Source organism: Stieleria mannarensis, from assembly GCF_014154935.1.
Lineage (GTDB): Bacteria > Planctomycetota > Planctomycetia > Pirellulales > Pirellulaceae > Stieleria > Stieleria mannarensis.
The window spans coordinates 63,282-77,377 of record NZ_JACEHH010000003.1 but is presented as its reverse complement, the minus strand read 5'-3'; the positions used below and the strand labels follow the sequence as shown (position 1 = coordinate 77,377).

Below are 14,096 nucleotides of genomic sequence, written 5' to 3'. Positions count from 1 at the left end.
CACGCGTCGTGCTGGCATCGCGGGGCAGCCCCTGCCAGCGGGAAGCGTGAGCGTAGCTACATCAATCGCTCTCGGCGTGATATTCTGTGGGCGCGTTTGAAAGCCGTTGACGGCCCCTCCCTCCGCAGCAAGTCCCGCCTTCTATCCGATCTCGCCCCCGATGAGCACCCCTTCCGACGACCGCGCTGATGCCCCTAGTTCTGACATCATCGAGCAACCCCGCTTGAGCACCTGGGAACAGATGAAGACCACCGAAGACTGGTGGGCGATCTGGTGTGCGGGTCTGATTCTGTTGGTCGCGTTTGCCGCCGTTTGGGTTTCTGTGCCGGCGACGTTCAGCGAGTCGATCCAGCAGGGCGAATCGGTTTCGCTGTCCAGTCCGCTGAAACGTTGGCTGGCCAAGCCGGGGAAATGGACACAAAACCCGCTCGACGCCTTTTACGTCGCCCCCAGCGATCAGGCGAGTGCGACGACGACCTACCGCGGTGTTTTCGGGGCGTTTGTCGTCATCGGTGTCTTGTTCACGATTGCGATGAAGTTGAGAGGTAAGAGCGCGATCGGATTCCTGAAAGCGTTTCCTGTTGTCTTTCTGTTGGCCACCATCGCCTACGTCCTGGCCGGCCAGACGGTCATCAAGGCGTACAACTTGGAATACGCGCTCTGGGCATTGCTGGTCGGACTGGTGATCAGCAACACGATCGGCACGCCGCGCGGATTGCGTCCGGCGATCATGACCGAGTTTTTCATCAAGACGGGCTTGGTGTTGTTGGGCGCGGAAGTCTTGATGAGTCGATTGATGGCGCTGGGGATTCCCGGAATCGGCGTCGCCTGGGTGGTCACGCCGATCGTGTTGATCAGCACGTTCATCTTCGGACAAAAGGTGCTGAAGATTCCGTCGAAGTCCTTGAACATGGTGATCAGCGCCGACATGTCGGTCTGCGGCGTCTCTGCGGCAATCGCGACGGCAGCCTCCTGCCGGGCGAAAAAAGAAGAACTTTCGCTGGCGATCGGACTGTCGCTCTCATTCACCGTGGTGATGATGATCGTGTTGCCCCTGGCGATCAAAGCGATGGGGTTGCCCGATGACGTCGGTGGCGCCTGGTTGGGCGGCACGATCGACGCCACCGGCGCGGTCGCCGTTGCCGGTGCGACCCTGGGCGAAGAAGCCTTGGAAGTCGCCGCCACGGTCAAGATGATTCAAAACATCTTGATCGGTGTCACCGCATTCTGCGTCGCGACCTATTGGGTCACGTACGTCGAAAAACGCAGCGATGCGGCGACCCCAGGCGTGGGCGAGATCTGGTACCGGTTCCCCAAGTTTGTGCTCGGGTTCATCGCAGCGTCGGTGCTGTTTTCGACCCTGCATGCGTCGATGACCGGCGGCGATTTGATGATCGAAGCGATGATCGGCGGATCCACCAAAACACTTCGCGGATGGTTCTTCTGTCTGGCATTCGTTTGCATCGGCTTGGAAACCAATTTCAAACAATTGTTGCCTTACTTTCGAGGCGGCAAACCAATGATCCTGTACGTCTGTGGCCAGTCGCTGAACCTGCTGCTGACGCTCATCATGGCGTACCTGATGTTCGGCGTGCTGTTCGCCGGGGCGGGACAATGAAACGTCGCAAAGCCGCATTCCTGACCGTGATCCTCGCCGTCACCGCCATCTGGGGCGTGCTGTTGCCGCGTCTGGCGACGACCGAAACGGTGCGCAGTCGAACGCAGTGGCTGGAGCAGCAGCGGATCGACCCGGCAGCGATGTATTACACCGAGCTGCCGATGATGGATCGAATTCTGGCCAAAGAGCGGTCTTCGCGGTAGACATCCAACGCAACCACGCTCGCATCGAGCGTGGCTACGCCAACGCGGCACGGCCCTTTACGACTCGTCTTCGCGAAGCTGTGCCAGGACGGTGAAATCCTCCAGCGTGCTGGTGTCCCCGACGGCTTCGCGTCCGGCGGCGATGTCACGCAACAGACGACGCATGATCTTGCCGCTCCGCGTCTTGGGGACCGACGCGGCGAATCGAATGTCATCGGGTTGAGCCAACGCGCCGATCTGTTTTCGCACGTGGTTCCGCAATTCCTGACGAAGTTCCTCGCCGGGATTCGGGTCGGTCACGGTGACGAAGGCCGCGATCGCTTCGCCTTTCAGATCATCGGGACGACCGACCACGGCCGCCTCGGCCACGGCCGGGTGGCTGACAAGTGCACTTTCCACTTCGATGGTACTCAACCGGTGCCCCGAAACGTTGATCACGTCGTCAATGCGGCCCATGATCCAGTAGTAGCCATCCTTGTCGCAGCGGGCGTTGTCCCCGGTCAGGTACTCGCCCTTGAACGTCGCCCAGTAGGTGCTGACAAAACGTTCGTCGTCGCCCCAGACGCCGCGTAACATTCCCGGCCAAGGCTGTTCGATGCACAGTTTGCCGCCGTGTTCCTGATCGACCGACGACCCGTCTTCGGCCAGAATCACCGGCACGACTCCGGGCAGGGGCTTGGTGCACGAACCGGGCTTGGTCGCCGTGATCCCCGGCAGCGGGCTCATCATGATGCCACCGGTTTCCGTTTGCCACCACGTGTCGACGATCGGGCATTTTTCCCCACCGATCTTTTTGTGGTACCACATCCAGGCCTCGGGGTTGATGCCTTCCCCGACCGTCCCCAGCAATCGCAAACTGGACAGATCGTGTTTGTCGACGTGCTGGTCGCCCCACTTGATGAACGCGCGGATGGCGGTCGGAGCGGTGTACAGGATCGTGACCTTGTATTTTTCGACCAGTTCCCAGAACCGATCTTCGGCCGGGTAGTTCGGCGCGCCCTCGTACATCAAGCACGTCGCCCCGGCCGCCAGCGGTCCGTAGACGATGTAGCTGTGTCCGGTGATCCAACCACAATCCGCCGTGCACCAATAGATGTCGTCATCACGATGATCAAAGACCCACTGGAAGGTGCGTTTAGCCCACAGGTTGTAGCCGGCAGTGGTGTGACGAATCCCCTTGGGTTTCCCGGTGCTGCCGGAGGTGTACAGGATGAACAACGTCGCTTCGCTATCCATCGGTTCTGCGGGCATGTCGCCGGATTGTTTGTCCACGACGTCATGCCACCAGACGTCGCGGCCTTCCTTCATCGTGACGTCGTTGCCGACGCGTTTGAGCACCAGACAGGTTTGCACCGACGGCGACTTTTCAAGCGCCTCGTCAACGGTCTCCTTCAGCGGCAACACTTTGCCCCGCCGATACAGCCCATCGGACGTGATCACCATTTTCGCTTGGGCATCTTGATTGCGGTCGGCGATCGATTCGGCGCTGAACCCGGCAAAGATGACCGAATGAATGGCGCCGATTCGGGCACAGGCCAACATCGCAATTGCCAACTCCGGCGTCATCGGCATGTAGATGCTGACGATGTCCCCCGCCTGAATCCCCAGCTCGCGAAGCGCCGCGGCACACTTGCAAACCTCCGTCTTCAATTCGCTGTACGTCAGCGTGCGGGTATCGCCCGGTTCGCCTTCCCAGATGATCGCCGGGCGATCGCCCAGCCCCAGTTCAATGTTGCGGTCCAGGCAGTTGTAGCTGGCGTTGGTTGTGCCGCCGACGAACCACTCCGCGTGCGGCGATTCCCACTTGCAAACCTGGTCAAAGGGTTTGAACCAGTGCAGGTGCTCCAACGCTTCTTGACGCCAAAATCCGTCGCGATCATCGCGTGCTCGGGCATAGAGTTCGTCATATTGCTCGATCGAGCCAATGACCGCCTTTTGAGTGAATTCGGCGGGCGGGGGGAAGAGACGGCTTTCGTCAAGAACGTGGTCGATCTGGCCAGAGGAAGAATCAGACATCCAATGCGTATCCGCAAAAAGGTAGGAAATTCGGAGAGGCGATAGTTTAACCAACGGAAATCCAAGCCACCACACCGCATCGGCAAGGGAGAATTCCACTCATTTGACGCCGAAAGGCCGCCGTGGGCCATTTCCGTGAAATGAGCGCGTTTGTGGCAACGCGGTCTCATTGGCTAAACTTTTTCGATGGCAAGAAAGAAACCGAAATCAAACCATTCTCGCGTCAGTTTTCGCAAGCGACATCAGGGCCGCGTGCGGGACAGCGACTTGACCCGGCAATTCAACGCCGGTGACCAGGAATCGCTTGCCGACGCGGTCAAGCACGAACGGGTCAGCGGAAAAGGCGACCTGACGCGAAAACGCACCGTCGTCGGGGTCAACGCGGATGCGCCGGCGTCCTCCGATGCGACCGAATCCAACGATGCGGCCCTGATCAGCGGTCGCGTCCTCCGCGCCCACGGGCTGCACAACACCGTGTTGGCCGACGACGGACGGACGTTTGAATGTTCGATCCGCCAAGTTCTCAAATCGCTCAGCATCGACGGCCGCGGCACCGTCGTTGCCGGGGACCGAGTTCAATTTCGCTGTGAAGCAGAAACCGAATCCGAATCGACCGGGATGATCGAGTTTGTCGCACCACGGCACGGCATCATCAGCCGGCAAAGTCGCGGGCAACAACACATCATTGCCGCCAACGTCGATCACCTGTTGATCGTCACCAGCGCCGCCGAACCGACCCTCAAACCGGCGCTGATCGACCGCTTCTTGTTGTCGGCCGAACAGTGCGGATTGAACCCCGTGGTGATCATCAATAAATGCGACCTGGTTGATCCCGCCTCGCTGCAACCGATCCTGGGCGTCTATGCCTCGCTGGGCTATCGAGTCCTGCTGACCAGTGCCGATCGAGGCACGAACATCGATTACTTGAAAGAGCTGCTCAAAGGCAAACAGACAGCGCTGTCCGGTCAGAGCGGCGTGGGAAAAAGCAGCCTGCTCAATGCCGTCCAGCCGGGATTGGGGCTGGCGGTGTCGGAGGTCAGTAAAGACAACCAGAAAGGACGTCATACGACGACGACATCGACCCTGATTCCGTTACAAGGCGAAGACGCCGGCTGGGTGTTCGACACGCCAGGAATCCGACAATTTCAACTGTGGGACATCACGGCCGAAGAGGTCGCCGGATTGATGCCCGATCTGCGTCCCCACGTCGGCGCCTGCCGCTATGCCAACTGCTTGCACCTGAGCGAAGACGACTGCGCCGTCAAGGATGCCGTCGCCGATGGCCGTATCGACGCCCGCCGCTACGATTCCTATTGCCATCTGCTGGAAGACGACTTGTTGGTTTAGACGTGCGGGATTGGGATGCCAGCGGGACGCGTTAGCGAGCGGCCCATGTGCTGTCATCGCGGGCCACTGGCTCACGCCACGTGCTGGCATTGCGCGGCATGCCAACGGGACGCGTCAGCGAGCGGCCCATGTGCTGTTCATCGTGGGCCACTGGCTCACGCCACGTGCTGGCATTGCGCGGCATGCCAGCGGGACGCGTTAGCGAGCGGCCCGGATGATGTTCATCGCGGGCCACTGGCTCACGCCACGTGCTGGCATTGGATGCGTCTCGTCAAGTGCAGCGACGCGTTTTCGTTCACGCCGTCAGCACAATCTTTCCGCCGACGTTTTCAGCTTCTTGAATGCGATGCGCTTCGGCGGCATCGGACAGAGGCAACTGGTGGGCGATGTTTGCTCGCAGTTTTCCCTCGGACATCCAGCGGTTCATGTCGTCGGCACAGTGCCGCATTTCCTGGGGCGACGCTTTGAACATCACGAACCCGTGCAGCGAACATTCTTTGACGTAGAACGGTCCCACAGGAAACTCCGGCCTCGAATCGCGACCGGCCATCACCACCATGCGACCTCGCGGTGCCAGCAGATCAATCGCTTCGTCGAAATTCGGCATCCGACGCGTTTCCCAATACAGATTCACTCCTTCGGGCGCGATTCGTTTGACGCTTTCGGCAATCGAATCGGTCGAATAGTTGACGACATGATCGGCGCCCAATTCGGTCGCCCGCTGGCACTTTTCATCCGTCCCCGCGGTCGTGATCACCGACGCGCCGGCCGCCTTGGCCATTTGCACCACCATCGCGCCGACGCCGCCAGTCCCACCGATGACGCACACCGTTTCGCCCGGTTGGAGCGCGCCGCAGCGGAACAATCCGAGGTGCGCCGTCACACCCACCAACGCATTGGCAGCCGCGGTGGAAAAATCGATGCCCTCGGGCAGTGGGAAACACCACTGGGCATCGATGGCGATCTGTTGGGCAAACGTCCCCTGGCGGCCCAGCAACCCCTGGTTGGTACACCAGACCCGGTCACCGACCGCAAAGGAATCGACGCCGTCGCCCACCGCCTCGACGATGCCGGCCGCGTCGCTTCCCGGGATGAACGGGCTGGGCAAATCGAACGCCACCAAGCCGCTTCGCACATACGTGTCGATCGGATTGACGGAAACGGCGTGATTACGAATCAGGAGCTGGCCGTCGCCAACGGTGGGGGCATCCAGATCGCCGAACTGGATCGATTCCGCGGGGCCAGTTTCAGTGATATAAGCAGCTTTCATGGGGTCACCGTGATGACATTCGTTAGCGGTTTTCGTTCTTCCAATCAAAACCGTTCAGCTTTGCCAGCGCCAAGATCAACGCTTGCGTGCCATCACGCCGATGTCCTTGGGCGGCGACGGCATGATAAAGTTGGTAACCGAGCGCGAGTCCTGGCAGTGCGAGGTTGCGTTTGGAGGCTTCGTCGAGTGCGATCTTCATGTCTTTCAAGAAATGTTCGACAAAGAATCCCGGGTCGAAGTCGCCGTTGATCATCCGCGGAGCCAGATTCGAAAGCGACCAGCTGCCCGCGGCACCCGAAGAGACGCTTTTCAGCACCGTGGGGATGTCCAAGCCGACTTTGTGAGCGTACAGCAAGCCTTCGCAAATCGCGATCATGCCGCTGGCGATCAACGTTTGGTTGACCATTTTGGTGTGCTGGCCGGATCCGGGACCGCCTTGATAGACGATGGTTTTCCCCATCAATTGAAACAGCGGGTCGACCCGACGAACCGTCTCGGCATCACCGCCGATCATGATCGACAGCGCCGCGTTGCGCGCCCCCAGGTCCCCGCCGCTGACGGGGGCATCGATCGACTGGGCGCCGATCGCCTTGGCCGCCTCGGCAATCTCCATCGCCAAACTCGGATCGCTGGTCGTCATGTCGACCAGAATCATCCCCTCGCGCGATCCGGCCAACACGCCACGATCCCCCAGCATCACCTCGCGAACGTCACGGGGAAATCCCACGATGGTAAACACGACGTCGCTGTTTTCGGCCACTGCTTGCGGGCTGTCGACCAACGTGGCGCCTTTTTCGACCAGACCTTGTGCTTTTTCCGCTGATCGATTGTAGACCGTCGCTTGGTATCCCGCGTCGATCAGATGGCCACACATGCTGTGCCCCATCACTCCGGTGCCGATCCAACCGATCCTTGTTTTGCCGGGTTCAATAGCTGTCATTCTTGCTGATCAATAATAGGAAATTACACGAGAAAAAGGTGGGGTAGGCTTCCAGCCTGTCATTGACCGGATCTCGACAGGCTGGAAGCCTAGCCCACTCTCCGGGCCGCTTGATCAATCAAATTCCCATCGAATCGCCAACGCCCGAGCGACAAGTAGAAACGCTACCGCGGCAATCATCAACACGGCTAACTGCGGCGACAACGCCTCGACAGGAAGATCCCGCCAAAAAACCTTGTCGTATCCGTCCAGCGCCCACGCGTTGAACGTCCACAACCCCAATTCTCTCATCCGCTCGCTCATCACATACCGGGGAACCATCGACCCACCGAGCGCGCTCATCGTCAAAATCAGAATCACGGACAAACCGTTCAGCTGCCCCCGCGTCTTGCACAGCGTGGCGAGAAACAGTCCGAACGCCGCGGCCGCAGAACTGGTCACCAACGTCATCATGACGAAACCGTCCAAGTGTCCCTGTAAATCGACGCCGAAAGCGAATTGCCCCCACAGGAACATTACACAGACCTGCACGAACCCGAGTGCCGTCAGATAGAACCACTTACCGAGCAACAGTTGGTCCATCGTCAACTCGGTCGACAACAACCGATCCAGCGTCGTGTTCTCGCGTTCGTCCAACAACACGCCGCCGCCCCCGGTGGCACCGAACAACAGAAACATCACCGCGATGCCGGCGGCATACATGCTGACCACCGGGTTGGCCTTGTCCTCCCCGATCACGTCCACGATCTGGACCAATTCGGACGGATCCGAAAGGCTCTCTGCGATCTCACCACTGGGCCGAACGGGCGATGCGTCGACGGGAGGACGCCGGACGGTCGTTTGCCGCATCGCAGCGGCCTGTCGAGTCCGGCTTGCCTGTCGCGTTTTGGCGAGCACCAATTCACGGCCCACCAACGCCGAGACCACTTGGCCGGCAACTTGATCGGACGCGTCGGCCAACAGCTCGGCCCGGATCGCATCTGCTTGGTCGCCCTTCAGAACGATCGCGATCGTCACGCTTCCGTGACGCACCATTTCCGACGCCTTGTCAGACGTCAAAGCCTGGTCGTCCGCTTCATCGTGCATCAATCGCAATCCCGCGCTGTCGCGCAACGAGTCAACGATCGCCGTGCTCACCGGTGACTGGATTTCATCGACCACCACGACCTTGACCTTCGGCGTCGTGCCGCTGCCGATCCCTTTTCCAAAGATCAACGCAAACACGCTGAAGAAGGCAATCGGAACGACGAACGTCAACAACAGTTCGACGCGATTGTGCAGCAGCCGTCGAAGGCTGATGTGCATGATCGTCCAAATCACGTGCGTTTTAATCCCTCAATTCGTTGCCGGTCAGGTGCAGAAAGACATGGTGCAGCGAAGGCGCATGCACTTCCATATCCGACACCATGTATCCATCCTTGCGGACCGCCTGTAGAAAGGGCGCCAACTCTACCGCCACATCTTCGATCCGTGTCTCAATCATTTCTCGGCCGGCGATTCCCACCTGATAAGATCGAACCGAGCCACCGCCGGGGACCGTCACCGGCGCTACCAGCGGTCGATCGATTCGTACCTTGACCAATCGCGAGTGTCCCACCGTGCTCAAGACCAGTTCGTCGATGGTCCCGTCGGCGATCACGCGGCCCTGATCCAAGATCACGATCCGGTCGCTGCGCTGTTCGGCTTCGTCCAAATGATGCGTCGTCAACAGAATCGAAGCCCCTTCTTCATTCAGCTGATCGAGCATGGTAAAGATCCGTTGGCGGCTTTGCGGGTCCACGCCGACGGTCGGTTCGTCCAGCAAAATGATCTTCGGGCGGTGCAACACGCCACAGGCCAAATTGACGCGGCGTTTCATTCCGCCGGAGAATCCCGCCACCAGGTCGCCCGCCCGGTCTTTTAATCCCGTCCAGTCAAGCGCCCACGCCACACGCTTCTTCAGCTCACGCCGTGGCACGCCGTGGAACTTGCCGAACGCGAACAGGTTTTCACGCGTCGTCAGGTCGCCGTAGAGAGCGAGATCTTGGGGGACCAGCCCCAGCGCCTGCCGGGCGCCGATCGAATGGATCGGGTGCCCCAACACCTTGATCGTGCCCGCAGTAGGTCGCGTTCGCCCGGCCAAGGCACGAATGAGCGTCGTCTTGCCCGCCCCGTTTGGTCCCAGAAACGCAAGACGCTCGCCTCGCTCCAGCACAAAATCCACACCGCGCAACGCCTCTAAACGCCGGTAGTTCTTGCGCAGATTGACGATCTCTAAAGCAGGAGCTTCGGCGTGGATCACGGCACTCGTATCAGACCGGGGTTTTCGGGGCCTCTCTCGAGCGTCGAGTATGTCAAACCTTGCCGATCACGTCACCGCGAAAAGAGGTGAAAAGAAAAGCCCCCAGGCCACTTAAATTGCCCAGCCTGGCAATCTGAACGGACTTCGACGGCATCCCTCCCTGTCAGTACCAGGATCTGTGGACGGGACGTTGCTTTTGTTGCGCGATGGTGGCCGTTAGCCACTGGGGGAGAACCCCGCTTGCCAGGGTCTTACCAATCTCGAAGGGCACTCCAAGGCCCGTGGCTAGCGCCATCGGCTCACTTGGTTTCGCTTGCTTGTGCATTTAGTTCGTAGGGATCAGAGGCGACGCACCGCCGCATCATTCCGGCTGGCGAATCGGATTCCAGTCGCGGATTGCACCCGAGCCCGGCAAGGTTGCGACGCGCGGGGCAGCCGAACGCGTTTGAGAACGTTGTTGGCGATGACCCGATCCGATGTAGGGATTGGAACGCACCCGGGGCGTCGCAAAGGGCTGCGGCGGGTCTTGCGGGATCGGTCGCATCTGGATGGGAATCTCACCCGAGGTGCCAGTGGAATCGGCTGGCGTTGCATCAACGGTGCCGATGTCGTCGTTGCCGCGGAAATGTGCGGCGGGCGGCAATCGTTGCTCGTACGCGGGGTCGTTCAACAAATCGGGCACGCCAGGTTGTTGGTTGACCACCGCGTCGGTGTTCGGCGTCGGCGGGGACAAATTCAGTGGCATCACCTGATCGCTCGGCGAGGCCACGTCGTCGCTCTGGACCGTAGGGGGCGCGGCAACGGTTTCTGGCGCGGCGGTCGGCCCGCCGCTGTCGACTGGAAGGTGTCGATCGGCGGCTTCGGGCGGATCGGTCAACGCATCGGGCCCCGCCATCCAATCTTGAGGTAGAGCCATCGATTGATCGGGCTCGTTGACCGGAGGCATCGGTGGGGCGGGTTGATGCTGGTCGACGTTCACCAATGGGGCACCGCCGGTTGTTGGTGATTGCCCCGCAGGCGTGTCCGCGGGCAAGATCGACTCGGGGGCCGGGAATGTGTTTGTCGCATCAATCATCGGCCCCGCGCCGACGCATCCCGCCGCATCACAGGCGGCATCGTCACAGTTTGCGGGGTTGCGGTGTGGGACGTGGCAGGGCGCGACGCCCGCGGAATAGACGGCCGGTCCGGACACGGGGGGCAACGTTGGCAGTCCGGTCAGCAGGTGCGGGAGTCCATGCCGGACTCGGGGTAATGCGGTGGCGGCGGGATAGATCTGGCCGCATCGGTCGGCGCATTTTTTGTGGCCGAATTGGTCGGGAAATCCGTGTGGCGGCAAATCCGCACCGGGTCGACATCCACCGTCGCGACAAACGTGGTATCCGTCTCCCCAGCCGACCCCCAGCAGGCGGCCGACACGCTGGAGCGTCGCCGGATGATCGGCCCGTGCATCGGGGATCGAGTGGATTCCGGCGGACAGAGTCCACGTCGCCAGAGCGAGCGCCGCGGAGGTTGCCAGACGTTTGGGCGTGGTCCTGCGAACTGGGGAGTTCGCCCGCGGCTTTCGTTGCTTGTGTTGTGATTTGCCTGGCATAAGCCGACTCGTCGTCCGTGACAGGGCCATTTAATTGCAGGATTGCATTGTCACCAGGATGGATCGGCAGATTCGATCCGATTCCTGGTCGCCGAGCGTGCCCGAGTGGGGAAATTGAGCGGGGGCCGATCGGTCTGATCGGGTTGTGTCGGCTGCGTAGAGTTTTCGTCTCGACGGGATGTCGCTGTCGTTTTTCCCTCGCCTTCAATCACCCATGTTTCGACGCACCGGCCGCCAATTCGAGCTAGCGTTAAAAAGTTTGTTCCCAGAGCCCCAGTATTCCAACGACAGCAGCCGCTTCGGCGGGCCGGAAATCCAACCATGTCACAACGCAACCGATTTCTGATCGATCCCAAGGTTCAATGGTCTATCATCCGCCGTATGTCGATGCATTGGTCATTGACGATTTTGGCCCTGCTGGCGATCGGGATCGGCGTTCAATTGATTTACGCTCCGGGAAACCAGAGCTTCAATCAGGCGATCGCGCGGTCTTTCGGCGCCCAGGCGCCGTTGTTGTGCATCATGGTGATGCTGTATCCGGTGTACGTTTGGGACATCGTGAAACTGACTCATCGCTTTGCCGGTCCGATGCTGCGTCTGCGCGGCATTTTGAACGAACTGGCCGATGGTGGTCGCGCGATGAAATTGAAGTTCCGGCCCAACGACTTTTGGCAGGAAACGGCGACCGACTTCAATCGGTTTTACGAAGAACACGTCCGATTGAAAAACCGCTGCGAGGAATTGGAAAACGAGCTCAAGGCATTGACGAACGCCGGTGAAACGCTCGAGTCGGCCGAATTGTCGACCTGATCGGCCGATTCTTGCCAAGCTCATCTACGCATCGATTGGCCGGCACGGCATAATGAAGGGGTCTTACCTAAACCCCGCACGAGCCTACGCCGATGATTCGATCGTCTTCCATGCACTTTTCGCTGCTCGCCCTGCTGTGCCTGAGCGGCTCGCTCTTGTTCACCCCCACCGTCGCGTTCTCCCAGCAGACGCCCGCGGATTCACCCCCGGCCGCCGAATCGTCGCCGGCCGCCGAAGAGAACACAACGGCCGAATCGACAGCCGAGGATGCCGCCGGGGTCGATGCCGGACAGGACGAACTGGACGAAGCGGCCATCCTGCGATTTGACGCCAAGAGCCCCCGCGAATTGGAAGCCGTCGAGCGACTGTTGCAGACCGCCATCAAGAAGGGGCTGTCCGGCGAAAACGCCTCGTTCGCTAAAAAGATGCTGGGGTCGGTGTTGCTCCAAAAGAGCCAGCAGCTGATCGCCGCGATGGGGCAAACCGCAGGCAACCGAAACCGCGCGATGCAGCTGCGCGACGAGGCGTTGCGGACATTAGACGAGGCGATTGAGAATGATGCTGAGTTGGTCGAAGCCTATCTGTTGGTCGCCCGATTGAACATGCTGCCCGGTGGAGACAAGGACGCGATCACCGAAGCGACTTCCAACGCCATCGACCTGCTGGCCGATAATCCGGTTGAACGGAGTGCGGCGTACGTGTTGCGGGCGTTGACCTATGGGCCGGGGAACGAAGACAAACGGCTGGAAGACCTGAATGCCGCCCTGAAGGACGATCCCAAAAACCGCGAGGCGTTGCAGGCCCGTGCGGCGATTCGGCTGCAGAACCAAGACGTCGCCGGCGCGATCGAGGACATGGAGCGTGTATTGGCCGAAGACCCGACCAATTTGCAAGTCGCTCAAACCGTCGTGCAAAAACTCGCCGACCTGGACCGAATCGACGATGCCCTGAAACTGCTCAGCAAAGCACTCGAAGCTAAACCCAGCGAAGGCCTGTATCGCATGCGGGCGATCCTGTACCGCATGCAGCTGAAAGAGGAGGACGCGCTGGCGGATCTGAACAAAGCGCTGGCGATGCAGCCCCAGGATCCGATTTCGTTGTTGCAACGGGCGGAGATTTCGGTGGGGCGAAAGAATTTGCAAGCTGCCAAAGATGACCTGCGGGCCGCCGAACGTATCGCCCCGGGCGTCGCCGCGGCCGAACAGGCAATCTTTGTCCGCTGCTTGATCGCGATCGAAGAAGGCCGGATGGCTGACGCGATCAACGAAATGAAAACGTTGATCGATCGCGACCCGACCAACGACGGCCGCAAACTGCAACTCGCCAATTTGTACCTGCAAGACGATCGTCCGCGTCAGGCGATCGAAGTCCTGTCGTCGATTTTGGACCGCGATCCGACCAACGTTTCCGTTCTTCGCTCGCGGGCCGACGCCTACTTGTCCGTCGGTGATCACGACAAGGCGATCGACGACTACGAACGCGCCATCAAGGTCGCCGGCGATGATTCGACCAACTATGACCTGTCGGGCATCCTGAACAATCTGGCTTGGGTCCTGGCCACCAGCCCCCAAGACAACGTCCGCGATGGTGCCCGTTCAGTCGAGCTGGGAGAACGAGCCGTCGAACTGACCGACGGTAAGGAACCCCACATCCTCAGCACGCTCGCCGCCGGATACGCCGAACAGGGCGACTTCGAAAAGGCGATCCAATGGAGCAGCAAGGCCGTCGAAGTCGGCAAGGAACAGGGGCACGAACAGCTGGAGCAGCTGGAGCAAGAGCTGGAGCAGTACCGTGCGGGGAAACCCTGGCGCGAGAAGCAGGAGACCGAAGAAAACGCCGTGCCGATCCTGTCGCCGGAAGATCTGATCGATACCTGAGTCGTTGGGGCCTCGCGGGTCGGCGCCGCTTCGACGGCTCGATGCGAGTGTGGATGACTCTGGAAATCCACCTTCTGGCGAAGGTAGCTACGTTCGCACGCCGATTGATGTACGACGTCCCCTTCTGGGGCGTCACGCTGAGC

The 14,096-nt window shown here is 60.3% G+C and carries 11 protein-coding genes; 5 read left to right on the top strand and 6 right to left on the bottom strand.

Annotated elements, in window-relative coordinates; genetic code table 11:
- Positions 1-160 precede the first annotated feature (160 nt).
- Positions 161-1,618 (top strand): YeiH family protein, encoded by a 1,458-nt coding sequence (locus H1B37_RS02745; RefSeq protein ID WP_286177348.1) that lies wholly within the window; start codon positions 161-163, stop codon positions 1,616-1,618.
- Positions 1,615-1,821 (top strand): hypothetical protein, encoded by a 207-nt coding sequence (locus H1B37_RS02740; RefSeq protein ID WP_182865090.1) that lies wholly within the window; start codon positions 1,615-1,617, stop codon positions 1,819-1,821. The genes H1B37_RS02745 and H1B37_RS02740 overlap by 4 nt, the downstream gene beginning before the upstream one ends.
- 57 nt (positions 1,822-1,878) lie before the next feature.
- Here the strand turns inward: H1B37_RS02740 and acs are convergent, their stop codons facing one another.
- Complete coding sequence (gene acs / locus H1B37_RS02735) at positions 1,879-3,837, bottom strand: acetate--CoA ligase (RefSeq protein WP_182865089.1); 1,959 nt, start codon at positions 3,835-3,837, stop codon at positions 1,879-1,881.
- Positions 3,838-4,023: 186 nt separating this feature from the next.
- Here acs and rsgA point away from each other — a divergent pair, with 186 nt between their 5' ends.
- Complete coding sequence (gene rsgA, locus H1B37_RS02730; protein WP_182865088.1) at positions 4,024-5,184, top strand: ribosome small subunit-dependent GTPase A; 1,161 nt, start codon at positions 4,024-4,026, stop codon at positions 5,182-5,184.
- A gap of 295 nt (positions 5,185-5,479) precedes the next feature.
- Here rsgA and H1B37_RS02725 read toward each other — a convergent pair whose 3' ends face one another.
- The 5 genes from H1B37_RS02725 to H1B37_RS02705 all read right to left on the bottom strand — a co-directional run bounded on the left by H1B37_RS02725 (position 5,480) and on the right by H1B37_RS02705 (position 11,266).
- A complete protein-coding gene (locus H1B37_RS02725; RefSeq protein ID WP_182865087.1) occupies positions 5,480-6,454 on the bottom strand; it encodes an NADPH:quinone reductase in 975 nt (324 codons plus the stop codon).
- Between the two features lie 22 nt (positions 6,455-6,476).
- Positions 6,477-7,394 (bottom strand): NAD(P)-dependent oxidoreductase, encoded by a 918-nt coding sequence (locus H1B37_RS02720; protein ID WP_182865086.1) that lies wholly within the window; start codon positions 7,392-7,394, stop codon positions 6,477-6,479.
- A 114-nt stretch (positions 7,395-7,508) separates the two neighbouring features.
- On the bottom strand, positions 7,509-8,699 hold the full coding sequence (locus tag H1B37_RS02715) for an ABC transporter permease (RefSeq protein ID WP_220498001.1): 1,191 nt from the start codon (positions 8,697-8,699) through the stop codon (positions 7,509-7,511).
- Between the two features lie 22 nt (positions 8,700-8,721).
- Positions 8,722-9,675: an ABC transporter ATP-binding protein gene (locus H1B37_RS02710; protein WP_182865084.1), complete on the bottom strand. Its 954-nt coding sequence runs from the start codon at positions 9,673-9,675 to the stop codon at positions 8,722-8,724.
- 361 nt (positions 9,676-10,036) lie between these two features.
- Positions 10,037-11,266, bottom strand: a complete 1,230-nt coding sequence (locus H1B37_RS02705; RefSeq protein WP_182865083.1) for a hypothetical protein — start codon at positions 11,264-11,266, stop codon at positions 10,037-10,039.
- A gap of 321 nt (positions 11,267-11,587) precedes the next feature.
- On the opposite strand from H1B37_RS02705, the gene H1B37_RS02700 reads away from it, so the two are divergent.
- Together H1B37_RS02700 and H1B37_RS02695 are read left to right on the top strand one after the other, a co-directional pair.
- The gene (locus tag H1B37_RS02700) at positions 11,588-12,076 is read left to right on the top strand and encodes a hypothetical protein (RefSeq protein WP_182865082.1); all 489 of its coding nucleotides are present in this window, start codon (positions 11,588-11,590) and stop codon (positions 12,074-12,076) included.
- Positions 12,077-12,168: 92 nt separating this feature from the next.
- Positions 12,169-13,953 (top strand): tetratricopeptide repeat protein, encoded by a 1,785-nt coding sequence (locus H1B37_RS02695; protein ID WP_286177347.1) that lies wholly within the window; start codon positions 12,169-12,171, stop codon positions 13,951-13,953.
- Positions 13,954-14,096 lie beyond the last annotated feature (143 nt).